Below are 17,983 nucleotides of genomic sequence, written 5' to 3'. Positions count from 1 at the left end.
TTACTTCTTCTCCAACGCCGCTATCCTTGTCTCCAGCTCTTCAATCACCCTCTCCTGCTCCTTCACCTTCCTATACAGCCCTTTTACGCCGGCGAGGGCAACGCCCGGAGGGTCGCTGTGGCCGATCATTGTATTATCGGTGCCGTTCAGTCCGAAAAGCGCGTGGAAATCCTCGGCAAACGGGCCGATGTGCTTTATGGAATCTTCTTCGTTCTTGTAGTTCCACTCCATAACCGGCATTTTATCAATCTTTGCCAGGACATTATCAAAGTCAAGCTCCTTAAAGTTCTCCTTCTTCTCGCGGCTGGATTGGGCGGTCAGGACGCCGTTAGAGCCCATATACGCGGAGTACGCGCCGGCAACGGAGAAATACAAGTAGGAGTAATCCGTCTTCAGCGTCGGATAACGGCTGGAGCCGTAGCCCGGAAGCGAACCCAAGCCCTTGAATAACCCTATGTATGAGCCTTCGGTGACTCCCTTTGCCACAACATTGCCTCCGCCTCCGTTATCTTCATTCACGTAGAATATCTCGGTATTGCCGCCGTCCCTTATAGAAAACTTGTCCGTACCATTGTTGTCGTTGTCCAGGTCAACCGTGAGCGTGCCGGTCATATACATATACGAAGTGGCGGCTGTGCCGATAAAGTCGCGGCCTACCCGCGCGTCCAGGTCAAGATAGGCGGTGGAATCAACCTCGAGGTCGCTTGCCACATACAGGTCGCCCGCGCCTGTGGCAGAGCCGGGAGTGCCTGTGCCGACCTGAAGATGCGCCGCCGGGCTCACTGTGCCGATGCCCACGTAGCCGTTTGACCCCTGTATGGTCATCTTTGTCGCGGCGTTGTTGCTCGTTGAGGCAACGCCGAAATGTAATTTCGTGGGCCAGCTGCTCAGAATCTCATCGCGTATAAACGCCTGTAAATACGTTCCGTTATTATGATAAAAATCTACCCCGTTTACATCCCCGGCTGAACCACCGGTATTATCCAACCTCAACAACCCTGCTCCGGTATTGGCGCTTGTCACATGCAGCTTCGCTCCCGGCGCCACTGTGCCGATGCCGACGCTGCCCATAAAAGCATTCGTGCTTGTCCCGCTTTGCGTATAGCCGCCAAGCGTCCATATACCCGTTCCTATTGCTGTCTGAGTCACGCCATTTGTCATAAACAATGCCTGATGACTTAACCCCGCCTTGGATTGGCCTCCGATATTGCTATGGGTCCAGGCAATGCCATATAAAGTCCCTGATGTCGTACCGTCCAGAGCGAGCTTATAAGCATCGCCCATGGCAAATACGCCCTGATATCTTATATCACTATAGGTGCCGATGACTCCCAGCCCATAATTATTGAAATACAGATTCCCGCTCATCGTGTCCCCGGTCGTATTCACCCAATTGTCGGTTGCGGCAGTCATATAATAAGCGCTGCTTTGGCCGTCCAGCAGGTCAGCATCCAGGCCGCTTCCCGCGCCGTCATTACTAGTATTAAAGTAACCGGAATTATTGGTAAACTGACTGATGTTCATGCTGGAAAGCGCGGCCGCGGTATCAGCATATCCGGCATAAATCTTATACCACGACCCCCAAGCTCCATTCTCTCTATATCTCACAGATATATATGGAGTGCTTAAGTTTCTCGGAATCGCCAGTTGCATAGCGTAACTTGTATAGGCATAATCATTACCTAACCCTATGCCAAGATTATAGTATTGGCTTGCGCCGGCTATGCCAGGGCCGTTTGTGGTACCCACAATGTATCTAAATCCAAAATCTGTAGGCGTATTGAAGTCCGTATATGTGCCGTGATTCTGACCGTGGGCGTTGAAGAATTGCGTAGGATGCAACCCATCCACCATATCCGCGTCCAAACCGCTGCCTGCGCCGTCGTTACTGGTATTGAAATATCCGGAGTCATTGGTCCACTGGGAGATGTTGGCTGAGGAGAAGTCAGCAACACCCAGCCCTGATATGGTAGAGGTAGTGTGGTCGTGGGAGTCGTTGCCGACAACTGTGGCGTTGTAGGCGCCGGTCACGTCGCCTGAGAACGAAGTGGCTGTGCCTACCTTGGCGTCAAGCTGTGTCTGTATGGCAGAGGTTACGCCGTCAACGTAGTTGAGTTCAGCCGCGGTGGGAGTGACTGCTGTACCGCCTATGGAGAGGCCGTCCACTTCGGCAGTCCCGACAACATCAAGTTTCGCAACTGGCACGGCTGAGCCGATGCCGACGTTGCCGCCGTTCACGACCATCGAAATATGCCCTGCCGTATCCACATCGATGTTTAATTTCTCGCTGCCATTCCCCACAAAAGAGAATGCGTTCGGCGTGGACTGCCACTTGATACCCCACTGGTTGGCTGCTGTTCCATGAGATGGATAATAGGTCGTTGAAATACCCCAGATATCCGCGTCAGCGTCATTTGCCGCGACCGAATAAAACCCGCCGGCAATAACCGCCGGGGCCGAGACATGCAATTTCGCCGCGGGCACCGTCGTCCCGATGCCGACGTTGCCGCCATCTACTGCTAATAAAGTATTGACCGCTGATCCTCCCCATGAGCCACCAATAATCATATTCTCTCCGGATCCCCCACTAGAGTTAACCGCCTTTACTGAAATTCCTATTACATCATCGCTATCTATGCTAGCATCATTAAACTTCCCTTCTAACTTGAGTAATTTTGCCTGACTATTATCAGTTAAACTTTCTTTGTAAACATGAAGTTTCTCTCCCGGCACTGCAGTCCCGATGCCTACATCCCCGCCTGTGATGTAACTTGTGCCTGCGGCTGTGGACTGGATCAGTCCAGTGATGGTAGAGGCAGCGGTGATGAAGTTGGAGTCATTGGTCCACTGGGAGATGGCGGCTGAAGTGAAGTCAGAGACGCCTAACCCTGAGATGGTTGAGGCGGTGTGGTCGTGGGAGTCGTTGCCGACAACTGTGGCGTTGTAGGCGCCGGTCACGTCTCCTGAGAATGAAGTGGCTGTACCTACCTTGGCGTTCAGCTGTGTTTGTATGGCTGATGTTACGCCGTCAACATAGTTGAGCTCGGTTGCGGTGGCTGTTACGCCGTCTAATATGTTCAATTCTGCCGCAGTGGATGTAACGGTGGTATCGCCTATGGAGAGCGTGTTCACATTAGCAATGCCGTTGACGTCCAGGAGCTGGGAAGGAGTGGCAGTGCCTATGCCTACCTTGTCAGTCAGCTCGGTGTTGTAGAGAGATGTGCCCGCGTCTGTCCAGCCGCCGGCCGCGGCAACTGTTCCTGTGATGGTGCCGGAGACAATGAGGTTGCCGTTTATATATGCGCCATAATTATTTGTAGCACCTGTGGGTTGGTCTACATATAATCCATAGGCATTAGTTGTAGTATACTGACCCGTAACCGCAGTTGCTATTTTTAACCCATACACATTTGTAATATTTGCATTATCGTCTGAAAAGTTAGAATCTACTAATGCCCCGGTTAATGTTAGGCCGTTTATAGTTGGCCCTATGGCGCCCTTAATCGTGTTGTATGCTGTATCAACAGTTGCGCCAATACTATCACCGCTCATAATCAAACGGTCGTTAAGCGTTACATTTCCCTGGACCTCTAATGCGCTACCCGGCACTGCCGTCCCGATGCCGACGTTGCCGCCGTTAAGATAGCTGTTTCCACTGGCAGCTAGATTAACATTCAAACCTCCATTAACATCCCACAATCTAAAAAGGGCATTGCCGGCGCTGGCGTCAAAGGCATGCGTAATCTGGTTGGCGTCGGCGGTGTTTCTCGCCACCAACGCGTATTCGGTGCTTTGGTCAGCGTAAATATCAAGTTTACCACCCGGCACTGCTGTGCCTATCCCAACGCTCCCGCCTGTGATGTAGGAGGTGCCTGCGGCTGTGGACTGGATGAGCCCTGTGATGGTGCTTGCCGCGGTGATGAAGTTGGAGTCATTGGTCCACTGGGAGATAGCGGCTGAAGTGAAGTCAGAGACGCCCAGGCCGGAGATGGTAGAGGCAGTGTGGTCGTGGGAGTCGTTGCCGACAACTGTGGCGTTGTAGGCGCCGGTGACGTCGCCTATGAAGGCGGTGCTTGTGCCCACCTTTGCGTCAAGCTGTGTCTGGATGGCTGATGTTACCCCGTCTACGAAGTTGAGCTCTGCTGCCGTGGGGGTGATCGTAGTGTCGCCTATTGAAAGCGTGTTAACATTGGCAGTGCCGTTGACGTCCAATAGCGCGGTTGGTGCAACCGTGCCGATACCGACGTTGCCGTCACCCCTTATTACAAATTTGTTACTTCCTGTCTTACTTGCCACGCTCACAATATAATCACCCGTATCAGTCCCGGCTTCTATAAAAAGCCCGTAAGATGCAGTCCCGCTATTCTTTATATGAGCAATATAGTTTCCTGTGGCTGATTTGTCTACATCAAGCAAATATTGAGGACTCGTCGTCCCGATGCCGACAGAGCCGCCCGTAATGTAGCTTGTGCCCGCGGCAGTGGACTGGACTAAACCAGTAAGTGTGTCGCTTGCCGCGCTCTTTGAATCAAGCTGTGTCTGAATGGCTGATGTTACCCCGTCAACGAAGTTGAGTTCTGTCGCGCTGGCTGTGACTGCAGTGCCGCCTATGGATAGAGTGCCCATATTGGCTGTGCCCGCGACATTCAAGTCGTAGGAGCCGGGGTCTGTTGTGCCTATGGCCACGTTATCGTCCACATTGGTCGGATACATAGATGTGCCCGCGTCTGTCCAGCCGCCTGCTGTGGCAACGGTGCCGGTGATGGTACCAGAGACCTGGATATTGCCGTTTATGTCCAGGGCTGCTGTGGGGACAGTTGAGCCGATGCCCACGTAGCCGGAATTAAGTATGGTCATCGCCTCTGTCTGTCCGTTATTGCCGACGAGGAAATGCATATCCGCGCCTGCCTCACCAGCGGCTGAAGTGGTCTGAAGGGAAAGATCGCTGGTGGTCGCGCTGCCGCCTATAACCAGAGGAACTGTGGCAGAGGTTGAAATAATGGGAGTGGCGATTGTAGGGGATGTGGCGAATACTGCGACACCACCTGAGCCGGTTTCATCCGATAGCACTCCGGCAAGCTGCGCTGAGGTGGTTGCGGCAAAGAAGCCGAGGTGGTCGGTTGCGTTGGGCACGGCGTTTGTGCCTTCTGTCAAGGTGGTGGCGTTGGCTGTGCCGCTGACATTCAACTTGTATCCGCCGGGAACAGTGGTACCAATGGCGACATTGTCGGTTACCGCGGAGCTGTACACATCTGTACCAGAATCCGTCCAGCCGCCGGCGCTGGTAGAGGTTGAGCCGGCGACAACGTTAAAGCTCCACTGGTCGGGATTTGAGGAGCTGCCGCCTGTGATCGTGCCGTCGTTAGTGTAGTTGCTCTCGGAAAAACTGATAAAAATACCGTCGCCTAAGGACTGCTGCGAGCCGGTTATGCTTGTGCCGCCTACCGGGCCCCAGTCATTGACGCCGTATTTAAACTGGAACTTATCAGAGCTTGTGCCGGCAACACCCTGCGAAGAGATCTTTACCTGATACGCGCGGCTCTCGGAACCGGTATAGCTTCCCGAACTGTACATCGTAAGCCCGCCTGAGTTGGCGCCGACAATAGCGGGATTATAGATGGTGGCGTTGGTGGCGACAGTGCCTGCCAGCTGGTCAAGGGTAACCTTGGTCGCCCCGCTCTGGAATACCATCTTGTTGTAATATGGAGAAAACGGGTCCCCGTCCTTGTAAATCCTTGTTTCGCCCGCGGTATAGGCGGCTGTCTGGGCATAGGAATCATACCCGCCATAGGCGGTCCCGTTTGAGGCGGAGAAATACCAGCTGTCGTTGGCAGTGCCTGATGCCGCGCTGAAATACACCTTGACCCCGGCGTTTAAGTCAGTGCCCGCGGAATTGGTGGACATTGCCACTGCGCTGCCGCCGACGGTATTCGTCCAGTTGGTGGTATCGTCCATATACCACCAGGAAAATGTATTGCCTGCCGTATCTATCTGCACCTTATACGAACGGTTTTGGGGAGCGGTTGACGCGTATGTGCCTGTGGTGTACATCGTAACCGTTGCCTGGCTGCCGTTGGTGTTCCAGCCCTGGCCCGGAGGATAGATGCCGCTGCTTTCCTGCGTAGCCGCGCCGCCGCCTATCGCGCCTGAAAGCCCCGGGTCGTCGGTAAACAGCTCTATGCCGCGGGCGCGCACAAACTTATCCACCGAAAGGATGCCGCCCTTCTCGTCGGAGGCGCGGCCGATGCGCAAGCTGCCGTAAAGCGTCTGGTCTCCGGTATCAACCAGCGTGTTAGAGGTGTATTCCGGCACGGTGCCGCCTGCCACGATCTGCACCGTGTCAAAATACGCGGCGGTTCCGTCGGTCGCGGTTGCCTTAAGTTTAATTGTGACATCGCCCGCGCTGGCGCTGGTTGAGAACTGGCCCTTGAATTTGGCGTAGGTTGTATCGGTTGAAGTGGTCAACACCTTAAATGGGGCGATGCCTACTGTCGCGCCGGAGCTATGCGACGCGGCTGTGGTGCTTTCTACGGCGCGGGCCAGGCGCAGGAATTTGTTATTATCCGCGTCCAGGCCGGCGTAGGAGATGCGCTCTGAATCTATGAGGACTATGCCGTAAGCGGGAAATCCCGATACGCTGGAAACCGACATCTCATCTGTTGCCGCGGCAGTGAGATTAGCGGAAAGTGTTGTTGAGGTTGAGGCATCTTCCCCTTCTATGTCAACCTCGGCAGACCCGCCGGTGTCCACACGCATCTTCACGCCTACGCTGTATAGGGTGGAGGGCTTAAGCCCGGAAATTACCTGGCTGATAATGCCTGGCGCTCCGCTGTCATAGGCTAAACGCACGGAACTGCGGCCTTCGGCAAAATCCTGCTGGTAGGTAGTTGAGGTAATGTTGGCGTCGGTAAAACCCGACTCAAAAAATGTCGGCGCCTGCTGGAATACCTTGCCGGAAACATATGTCCATTCATCCGGGGCAAAATTATTCCAGCCGCCCTGGTATCCGGCGGTTGTATTATATACGGCGGCATCGGTGCTATACGTTAGATCATAATTATGGAACTCCTCTAACGCGCTGAACGCCTCAAATGAACCGTTCTTGATCCGGTTACGGAAATCGTGGTCAAAAACGCCGCGCGAAAAACGGATGCCGTCGGTCTCGGGGTCATAGATAAGATTAACCAGGTTTGAGCCGGTGCCGAAACTGAGCACTGAAGGCGACGCCGCGCGTATCTCAAGGGCGTTGACGCTCATTGAGTCGCTGTAGCTCAAGGTCTTATCGGCGGTTGAATCAAAGGTAAGCGTCTGCGTGGAGCTGCCGTCGTCAAAGGTGATAAGCGCCGGGCTTGAGCCCTGGACCTTGATCGGCCTGCTGAACACAAACTGCCCCTGATTGCTGCGTAAAGAGGCGTCATACCATATGGACTGCCAGCCGCCGTCATCCTTGCCCAGTTTTATCACGCCGTCAACGTCCCCTGTGCCGCCGGGGTTTGTGGCAACTGCCAGAGACGTGGTTACATCGCTTGTTGTGACGGAATCAAGCTCGTCGGCGCCGGTCGTATCCACAAGAACGTCGCCCGCTACCTCAAGCATGGCTCCGGGAGAGCTGGTGCCTATACCCACCTTGCCGGTTCCCTCCGGCATTAACGCCAGATGTTCGTTTGAGCCGGTTGTAATGTCAGAGGCCACGCCCGACATAATCAGCTGACCGGTCATCGTATCGCCTGTGGTATCCACCCAGGTATCTGTGCCGGCTGCCATAAAGTCCGCCGCGCTGGAGCCGTCTACTGTATCGGCGTTAAGGTTGGTAACAACGGTGGTTGAGGTAACAGCCAAAGGAGCGGTGCCTGTTGCCACAGTAGAGATCAACTGGTTATCCGTACGGACAGAACCGCCCACGACATCAAGCGAGGCGCCGGGAGCCGTTGTTCCGATGCCTACCTGACCGCCGGTTATGCGCATTTTTTCATCATTATCCTCGGTTAATGTGATGTAGCCGTCTTCCGTATCAACTACCTCAACTGTGGTATCGCCCTCCGTGATCTTGTCCTGTGAGATGCCTCCGATTTCCGTGTCAACGTATGTCTTTACCGCCTTCTCCGTAGGCACAGCGGTATCACTATCATCTGCCAGCGTGCCGTCAGTGGAAAATTCGCTGATGGATGCGCCTGACTGCAATTGCAGCGTGCCCTCCACATCAAGCGTTGAGCCCGGGGTTGCCGTGCCGATGCCTACGGTATCGGTTGAAGCGGCCAGCCGCACAACGGTCCCGTCGTCAATCCAGCCGCCGCTGCCTGAGGCAGCGCTGACCGAGCCGGTGGCGGTTATGTCGCCGACAACGTAGAGCTTTGAAGTCGGCGCGACAGTGCCGATGCCGAGGTTGCCGGAGGTATCAAGCGTCAGAAACGGGCCTGTGCCCGGCGTGGTGCCGCCGCCTATCTGGAACAGGTCGTCGTCATCCTCTCCCGCGTCATCCTGCACGCCTAACCAGAAATCGGTATCATCGTCTGTGCTTACGTCAAATATCAATGACGGGTCCGCCTTCTGGAAGGTGATGTTGCCCGCGGCTGTATCGGCCGCGTCGGAACGTAAGAACGATGTTGCCTCAAGACCGCCTATCATATAGGCGCCCAGGCCGTAAGGCGCGGCAGAAAGCTTTATGCGCGGCGACATCTCGCCGTCGGAATCAACTTCAATGGAAAGATAATAGGTTGAGTCAAAATCAAGGGTCGTGGGCAGGGCTGTGGATGAGCCCAGATAGGCGCCGAGTATGCCGTCTGTGCCGACGGTGACGGTCTGGGTCTCTGTCCAAATGGCAGTGCCTCCGCTCGATGCGCTGTAAAGGCGGAAGATAACGCTGTGAGAGCCGGTGATGGCATCCCCTTGCTTATTAGTAACTTTTGCCTGAATGTACATCTCCCTCGGCGGCGCGGCAAAAGAGGAGTTCCAGAAGATACTACTCAGCAAGAGGGATAATAAGGACAGGATAAATACTTTAGATAGATCGATTCTCTTCGCGTTCATTTTAACCTCCTGGATTATTGATATGATTGCGGGTTTAAATATTGATATCATAAAATTATTAATGGCTAATAATGACCAATGTCCAAGCTCCAATGACGAATGAAATCACAATGACCCAAGTCCCAAATAAAGAATACAAATTGGGTATTGGGATTTGGACATTCATTCGTCATTGGGATTTGGTAATTGTGAATTATCATTTATCTACTGTCTTTTCCAGAACAGCGTCTCTTCCCCTGCCGCGGGGGCGACTGCCTCGCCGATGGCCCAGACCCACTGCGCCGGGGTGGCGTCCTCCTCGTCTATGGTGATCACTCCGTCGCTGTCCAGGTCAAAGGCGCTCTTTACGAGAAAATAATGATTGCCTTCGGCCAGGCCGCTGAATGATGCCTGGGCAGCGCTCGCCCAGCCGGACCACTGCGCATCGTCTAAACGGAAGCTGAATACGCAGCCGGGCTTGCTTGCCTCATATATAAAATCAGCGCCTGTCTCCTGGGTAATGCCGGGAGGGGCGCTGATTATGCGCGTATCAGGGGTAAGCAGGCGTAAGGTTATGCTCGCCGAATATGCCTCGGAGCGGTTGCCTGCCGCGTCTTCAAAGATCACATAAACCGTCTTTAAACCGTCCTTGTCCGGCTCCTTCAGAAGCCAGCCCTTTATCTGGCTGCTGTATTCACGGGCCTGGGAAAATTCATCGTCAAATACTCCGTCATTTGATATATAGACCTTTACTACGGATGTGGTGTCATCTTCAGCCGCCAGATCAAGTATGACGTAAGGCGAATAAGCCGTGTCGTCCCCCGCGTTGATCAGCACGGCGCCTAAGGGCGCCGCTGTATCCTTGGTGAACGACCAGCTTTTATTCGCGTCGTTGCCCGCTATATCCTCCGCCTTTATGAAGACGGTGTTGCTGCCCTCAGGAAGGCCGCCGGCGTTAAAGCTGAGTTTACCCGTGGCCTCTTCGTATATGGCTGAAACCTGAGAGCCGTTTATGGACATTGAGGTCTTCAGGCTGTTTACCCCCGATGAGGCATCGCTGATATGGCAGTATACTTCAACCGCGCTGTCTTTGATGACCGCTCCGGGCTGAGGCATGCTGGAATTAATTGCCGGCGGGGCGGTATCTACCCATATATTGAAGCTTACGGCATCGCCCCAGAGGTCTCCGCCGAACGGCTTTACATAAAAGATATGCTTACCGTCGGAGATACCGTCCTGGGGATATTGATAGAACGTGCTGGCGGTATCGACTTCATCGTCGGGGGAAGAGTCAAGGGAAAAACTGAATCCGGTAACAAGCTCGGGCGGCTGGGTCAATATTGACCAGTAAAAATAGGGGCTGTTGTCCGCCTGCCAAGCGCTCTCGGTGATACCCTGGCCCAGGGTATCGGTCTTTGCCATTAAGTTGCCTATCTTATAGATGTCTGAAGATTCAGCCGGCGCGATAAGCTTAAGCACGCTGACATAGGTGTTGAAGGCAGTGCTGGATAGCGTGTCCGGAGCGGCAGGCGTCTCGCCTAATAAAGAATAAGGGGAAGAAAAATTCGTGGAAGACAGGGCGGAACTTGAACCGCCGCCGTAAAAAGAAATAAGGGTGGCGTCGTAAATGGAACTGCCGGATGAGGCGGAAAAAACAAACGGGCTGAGCCCCAGAGAAACAGCCAGGATGCCTATGATTATAAGACCCCCTTTAATCATATGCATATCTCATTTTATATCAAAATATCATCATCAATGCAACACTATTCTCTATTCATTCCGCGACAGCTATATGCACTATGTTTTCCTGTTCAGGGGTTTTTTCATCTATCTTAAAAGCGATCTTTACCGCCCTCGGCAGCTCATCCTTAAGCCACTGTTCCTGCCACTGCCCCCCTGAATCAAGAAAAGAAACCCTCCATGCCTGAAGCCCGGACATAACCTGATCTTTTCTGTCAAATGTGTCAAAATTAAGGTCCGCGGTTTTCTCAAACGATCTTGTCAGCGTCTTGTCCGCGCCGTTGTATTCGTATCCTATTTCCGCCATGGGCATCAGGGCGGTGATAAAATGGAACGCGCTCCCGTCACCGGCGAACTTGCCGTTACGCACGGCGGAAGAAAGCTCTCGGTTCATACGGAAGAACAGGAACCTGACCTGCTGCTGTTTTATGCTGGCCTCCTCGGCCCTGCGCCAGGAATTAAAGGTAGTGACCAATGTGGCGAACACCAGGCCTATCACGCTGACCAGGATTACCGATGATATAAGTATTTCTACTAAGGTAAAACCATTTTTTCGTTCGGACATCTTGGAATCAATATCCAATTACAGAATAATGTAACAATTACCAAATCACAATGACGAATGAATGTCCAAATCCCAATACCCAATTTATATTTCCTGTTTGGGATTTGGGTCATTGTGATTTCATTCGTCATTGGAGCTTGGCCATTGGTCATTTATTGTATTTATGCTCCCAAAACCCTCACCGCTTCCTCGGGCGAGGTCACGCCCGCGAGTATCCTGTCCAGGCCGTTATGCTGTAAGCTGTGCATCCCTCCCGAAACAGCCAGCCGCTTTATATCCTCCGAACTTTTCTTCTCAACGGTGAGGGCGCCTATATCGTCGTTCATCTCCATTATCTCAAATATCGCCACCCTGCCCCTGTAGCCGGTATGCATGCAATTCTGGCAGCCGCCCGCCTCAAAGACCGGTACCTCCTTGTCCTCTTTCGGCTGCTCCAGCCGCAGCAGCCCGTGAAGCAGGGAAAGTTTTATCTTTCTCTGCTTTTTGCAGGTACACAACACCCTCACAAGCCGCTGGGCGACCACGCCTTTAACGCAGGAGGCGACCAGAAACGGCTCAACCCCCATATTCACCAGCCGCGTTATGGCGGAGGGCGCGTCGTTTGTGTGAAGGGTTGAGAATACGAGGTGGCCGGTGAGGGCCGCTTGCGTGGCGATCTCCGCGGTCTCCAGGTCCCTGATCTCTCCCACCATGACTATATCCGGGTCATGGCGCAATATTGAACGCAGGCCCGAGGCAAAGGTGAGGTTTACCTTGGAATTGATCTGTATCTGGCGGGCAAAGTCAAGATGATACTCCACAGGGTCTTCTATTGTGATAATATTCTTCTCCACGCTCTTTATTTCCATAAGCGAGGCATAAAGGGTCGTGGTCTTTCCGCTCCCCGTGGGGCCGGTAACCAGGACTACGCCCGCTGTCTGCTGTATCAGGCGCCTGTATACGCTTAAGTCGTCTTTTAAAAAGCCGATCTCTTCCAGCGTCAGCACCTTCTTTGTCTGCTCAAGCAGGCGCAGCACTATGCTTTCGCCGTAGATCATGGGGATGGTTGAGACGCGCACGTCAATAGACCTCTCCCCCACCTGCGTCTGGAACCTGCCGTCCTGCGGTATCCTTTTCTCGGCGATATCAAGGTTGGACATGATCTTGATGCGCGAGACGATGGCGCTGTATAAATATTTTTCCGGCGGCGTGACCTCATGCAGGACGCCGTCCACCCTGAAACGCACCCTCAAAGAATCCTCCAGCGGCTCTATATGTATATCCGAGGCGCCCGCCTTTACCGCCTGCAAAATGAGGAGGTTGACGCTCCTGACTATTGACGGCTTTTCCACGTCTTCCCTTTCTTTTTCTTTCTGCCGCGGCGCCGCCTTAATGTCTTCTTCCGACTCAGGGTAATAAGAAGATAAAAATTCCAGCACCTCGTCTTCTTTGACCAGGTACGGCTTGACAAACAGCCCGGAACCGAACCGCAATTCCTCCACGCTGGCGAAATCCAGCGGGTCTGCCATGCCTACGGCCAATTCTTTACCTTCCTGAAAAAGGGGGATGATCTTTTTGCCTCTGGCAAAATGCGGCGGGACCTTATTGAGGATATCGGGAGAGGGGATGAAGCCTTTTAAACTGTGCCTTTTTATATTGAGTTTTCTGCTCAGGAAATCAAGCAGGACGTCTTCATCTATGACCTTGAGCCGGCGCACCGCCTCAACTATGGAGACGCTGCTCCTTTCCTGCTCCACCTTCAGCGTCTCAAGCTGCTCGGGCGTGATTATGCCCTCTTTTATCAGCGCCTCTTCTATCGGCGTTGCCTGCCTTGAACGCTCTGACTGTCTTTCCTGAGGCATATTATTTACTTACGATCTGTACTTCTTCGCCTTCCGGGCTCAGGATCTTCGCCGTAACAAAAATAAGCAGGTTCTTGCGCTCTATGCTGTCTGAGTTCTTTCTGAACGCCCTGCCGATGAAAGGCAGATCGCCTAAGACGGGCACCCTGGTCTCTGTTTTGGTGCGGGATTCCTTGATCAGCCCGCCCAAGACCACGGTCTCGGAGCTCTTGACCACTATGGTGGTAGAGAGATTCCTTGATGTGAATTTAGGCAGGGTCACGCCGCCCGTATAGGTAAAGAAGTCCGCCACTGCCTCGCTTACCTCCGGGATGAGCGAAAGGGTGATGGTCTGCCTGTCCTCGCCTACGGAAGGCACAACCCTCAAAAGTATGCCTATGTCGCGCTTGACAAAATCGGAAGGGACATTCTTATATTGCGTCTCGCCGGCGTCGTTAAAGTCCCCGTCTCCGTTGGAGTCGTTCTGCACGATCTGAAATTCATAACGCGTGGGATATATCCATTCATCCACGACCTTGATCGTGGCCAACTGGTTATTGAGCGTGGTAACGCGCGGGGCGGAAAGCGTCTTGGTCTTCTTATTCTCCTCCAGCATATGCAGGACCGCCTGGTATTGAGGGGAAGTGAGCACGCCCTTATAAGTTATATTCAGCCCTTCCGATGACCTGGAAAAGGTCGTGAAGTCCGCCCCGCTGCCTGAGCCCAGCCCGTGCGAGAATGAATTCAGCGCCCCCGCCTTCTTGGAAGGAAAGTCCCCGGTCAATGTCCACTCCAGGCCCAGTTCTTCAATATCATTAATGGTCACCTCAAGGAAACGCGCCTCGATGAGGACCTGATAAGGGACCACGTCTATATTATAAAGTATGTCCTCTACTTTCTGCAGGTTGGAAGGGGTATTCGTGGCGATTATGGTGCCCGTCCTCTTATCAAAAACAAGTTTTGCCTCGGCGGGCCAGGGCACTGCCTCTTTCAGCACATCTTCTATCGTGGTTATCTTGGTTATCTCGGAGGTGCCTCCCAGCCCCACCTCTCCGGCAGTGGTAGTGGTAAATTCGGTGAACAGGCCGCTGCCCTTGTTGAAAGAGTATACCCTCGTCTCAAGGTTCTCGTCGTCGATCTCTTCCTCAACGGCGATCCAGACGATCTGGTCGTCTACCCTGTGCTTCAGGCCCAGCCCTTTGAGGATATATTTTACCGCCTCCTCCGCCTTGATCTTGTCCAGCTTCGCGGTCACGCTGAAGTCCTGCTCCAGCGCCTTCTTTGAGAGCATTATATTCACCTGCGTTTCGTCGGAAAGAAAATCCATCACCGATTTCAGCGATACCTTGTCAAAATCAAGCGTGACCCTCTTCTGCAGCCGCTGCCTGATAATCGGCACCTTGACCAGGGGGACCCTCTCTATCTCTTCGATCTTTTTCTGCGGCTCAATATACGGCGGCATCCCTTTCTCAATTACCTTATTGATCATCTCCTTTTCCATAAGGCCCGCCTCCGCGGAAATATTCTCCATATGCTGCTCTTTTAACAAGTCCTTTGCCTTATCAATAAATTTCCTGGCGGACGGGGTGTAATATATCCTGGGGTTGCCTTCAAGCTCGACCACCTTCTCAAATTTCTCTATCGCCTCTTCATACATCTCCCTGGCGAATAACTGCCTTGCCTCTTTATAAAGCTGGTTGATCTTGCGTATCTTCTCCCTGTCTTCCTTGTGCTTTTTGAGCTGCTTATCCTTACCGCGCCTGGTTATGCTCTCCCGCGCCTCCTGCTTCTTTGATTCTACCTGTTCCCTGACAATGACGTTTTTCTCTTCCCTGGCAATCTTTTCCTGGCGGGCGAGCGCGTGTTCTTTCTTTTTTCTTGCCAGCTCTTCACGCCTCTCCAGGGCCGCGTCGCGGCGTTTGTCTTTTTCCCCGGCAGCCCTGATCCTTTTCTTAAGCAGATCATCAAGCGAGGAGATCCTTGTGTCCTCGGGGAATTTTGACCTGAAGGAATCCAGCGCCTCTTTCGCCTTGCTGAAGTCGGCGCTACCGATATATTTTCTGATCTGGCCGGAGATCGCGTTTCTTTCCTTAAGCACCGCCGTCTTCTTAAGGGACTTTTCCCTGCGCTCGGACAGGACGGACGGCTTTCTTTCCTTTTTCTGCCGGCGCCTGGCGGCCCGCTCTTTGAGCTTCTGCTGGAGGATCTCTTCTTTTATCTTCTTTTCCTTTAACTCCGGGCTGGCTTCGGGTTCAGGCTCGGCCGCCTCTTGCTTATTAGCTGTTATCATCTCCTTGGCGACCGCTATAGCCGCTTTCCGCGCGGCGCCGCCGGGCTTGTTTGGCCCCTTTCTCTGCCGGCGCTTTTCTATGATCCTGTCCAGTTTATCGGCATATTTTAAAAGCCGTATATCCTCGGGGTATTTGGTGGTCAACTCATTAAGCAGGGCCTCTGCCTCTTCCAGCTTCCCCGCGGCAACTGATTTTTTGATCTCCCGCAATTTTCCCTTTTTCTCAAGGGAAGAGCCGTAACGCTCCTCTATGCGCCTCTTTTTCTCTTCTATCTTTTTCTTCCGCTCCTCAAGCTTATCCTGGCGGCGAAGCTGCGCCTCCAGCATCAGGAGCCGTTTCTTTTCTATCATCGCCTTGCGCAGGGCGGCCCTGTTATTTCCGGGATTTTCTTTTTCCGGCCTCTTCGCCTCCTGCTTCTTTTCCGCCGGCTTTGAAGCCGCGCCCTGCTCTGCGGAGCGGCTGTCTTTCGCCCTTCTTTCCTCAAGCCGCTTTTTTTCCAACTCAAGTTTTTTTCTCAGTTCCTCCCGCTCCCTTAATAACTTTTCCTTATACGCCTTTCTTTCTTCCTCTTCTATAAAACGCGCTGTCTGCCGGTAATCTGAAAAATCCTGTTTGATGATCTCCAACTTCTTGCTGGGAACCTCAGGGCTTTCGCTTATAGCGCTCCGGGCCGGCGCCTGCCCTTCGGCCTCCTGGGGCTGCGCGCTCTTTTTCTCCGGAGCCGGGCGCGATCCTGCTTCAGCGGCCTCCCGCCGCTGCCTTGCCTCCTGTTCGCGCGCCTCTATCATTTTCCTGCGATTTTCTTCCTCAAGCCGGGCATCCCTGCGGCGCTCATTTTTCATGCGCGCCTGCTCTTTTTTCGCCAGGGCATCCGCCCTCTTCTCCTCTTTCTCGCGGCGCGCCTGCAGAATCCGCTCTTCTTTTTCCCGGCTCTTCTGCTCTGACAGATCCTTCTTTCTGGCGGCCTGCTCTTCATTTACAAGCGCCCTTTCTCTGAGGACCTCTTCTTTCCTCCTGCGCCTGTCTTCCGCGATCTGCTGCTTTGTCTGTTTCTTCTGCCCGGTAAATTCCTCAGCGTTTTGCTCTGACGCCTTTGATGCCCGGGCCGGCTTCTCCGCGACGCGCTGCTTTTCCCGCTGCCTCTGCTCAAGCAGGCGCCTGCGGTATTCCGCCTTTTCCTCGGCAACGGCAAGCCGCTCTATAGTGGAATCCTTCAGCTGGCGTATATGCGCGCTTTGAGGAAAACGTTTCAGCAGATCATCAAGAAGGGTCAACGCCTCCTGGTAATGCTTTCCGGCTATCAACCTTTTTGCCTGTTTATAGCCGGCCAATGCCTCTTTGTCGCCCCCGGCATAGATGCCCCGGCAATTAAGCGCTCCGAATAAGCAGAGCCAGAATAATACAAGTATCGATATGCGCCTGAAACCCATTATTTGCCTCTCTGCAGCACGATCTCCTTGCCGCTGTCTATAGCGGTAAGTGTCGCGCTGTCGCTGGAAAAACTGAGCAATTTGAATGTGGCTATGGACTGGCCTTCCGCTATAAAAAATGTTTCCTTGCTTAAGGTATCCTCTATGACTGCCACGGGGCGGTCCCGGAAAACCGCCGAACCCTTGAAAATCAGCCTCTCCTTTTTTAACTCCGCGCCGCCCGCGGCGCCTGCCGGCGCTGCCGGCTCTTCTTTTTTCTGGTCCTGGAAAAAGGGGTTAACCCCCCTCAATATCTTAAGGTAATCGTCGGCTTTCTCTACGGCCTCCGCCCTGGAAAGCGGCTTCTCCAGTTTCCTGTCCCGCCAATCCTGACCGCAGTGCAGCCGCTCAAACAGCATAGAGGCCTGCATCCGGCCGTCCTTCTCCTCTGCCTTCAGCGAGGTTATGACCAATAGAGGCGCCGTATCTCTGATCTCATTTATATACTCTACCAGGTCCGAAGGCGCTGCCGTAAATTCCGCCCTTGCCAGAAGCCGCAAAAAACCCAAACTTTCATCCTTCTGGTCTATGCCCTGAGGCATTACCGGGCCGAAACTTATATTGGAGTCAAGGCCAAGCTCTACAGCCGACCTCAACGCGTCCATCTGTTTGAGGTAAAATACAGAATCCTTTTCGGAAGGCAGGTCTTCGTTGAAGCCAAGCCCCTGGAAAAGAAGTTTTTTATTCTCCGCCTTAAGCTTAAGCGACTTCTCTATGCTTTGTAACTGTTCCACAAAATACAAGCTTGCCTCATATCCTTCTTTGCGGCCTTCCTGGGCCGGATCAAACATTTCCGTCAGCCCCAAAAGGCGCTGCCACATCAGGCCTGTTTTTTTCTGCATATCCGCCAGCGCCGCTTCGTCTATGTCACGGTAATCCTTGGAGATAGAAGCGGCTACCGCCGCCTTGTCCTCTGCTATCATTTTAATCTTATACGATAAAAAAAACAAGCGTAAAATCAAAAATATTGCCAGGAAGATCAGGAGCATGCTGAAGGCAAGATGCTTTTTGATCCTTTCGTCTTTAACGCCTTCCTTAAAGAACCGCGCCCATCTCCGGGACGCCTCTTTCAGATCTGAATGTATCGCCATA

6 protein-coding genes are annotated in these 17,983 nt (G+C 53.3%); all 6 read right to left on the bottom strand.

Annotated elements, in window-relative coordinates; translation table 11 throughout:
• Window positions 1-9,027, bottom strand: a complete 9,027-nt coding sequence (locus tag PHR44_01360; GenBank protein MDD4909316.1) for a tail fiber domain-containing protein — start codon at window positions 9,025-9,027, stop codon at window positions 1-3.
• A gap of 204 nt (window positions 9,028-9,231) precedes the next feature.
• Window positions 9,232-10,725, bottom strand: coding sequence for a hypothetical protein (locus PHR44_01355; protein MDD4909315.1), 1,494 nt, complete (start codon window positions 10,723-10,725; stop codon window positions 9,232-9,234).
• A gap of 55 nt (window positions 10,726-10,780) precedes the next feature.
• Window positions 10,781-11,311: a type II secretion system protein GspJ gene (locus tag PHR44_01350; GenBank protein ID MDD4909314.1), complete on the bottom strand. Its 531-nt coding sequence runs from the start codon at window positions 11,309-11,311 to the stop codon at window positions 10,781-10,783.
• 161 nt (window positions 11,312-11,472) lie between these two features.
• Entirely contained in the window at window positions 11,473-13,152 is a 1,680-nt protein-coding gene (locus PHR44_01345; protein ID MDD4909313.1) for a GspE/PulE family protein, read from the bottom strand.
• Between the two features lies 1 nt (window position 13,153).
• Window positions 13,154-16,852 (bottom strand): tetratricopeptide repeat protein, encoded by a 3,699-nt coding sequence (locus PHR44_01340; GenBank protein MDD4909312.1) that lies wholly within the window; start codon window positions 16,850-16,852, stop codon window positions 13,154-13,156.
• On the bottom strand, window positions 16,852-17,982 hold the full coding sequence (locus PHR44_01335) for a hypothetical protein (GenBank protein ID MDD4909311.1): 1,131 nt from the start codon (window positions 17,980-17,982) through the stop codon (window positions 16,852-16,854). Before PHR44_01335 ends, PHR44_01340 begins: the two co-directional genes overlap by 1 nt.
• Between the last annotated feature and the right edge of the window lies 1 nt (window position 17,983).

The sequence above is a fragment of the Candidatus Omnitrophota bacterium genome (genome assembly GCA_028707125.1).
Taxonomy (GTDB): domain Bacteria; phylum Omnitrophota; class Gorgyraeia; order Gygaellales; family JAQTUX01; genus JAQTUX01.
Note: the sequence above shows the minus strand (reverse complement) of the source record. Positions and strands in the feature narration are given on the sequence as shown.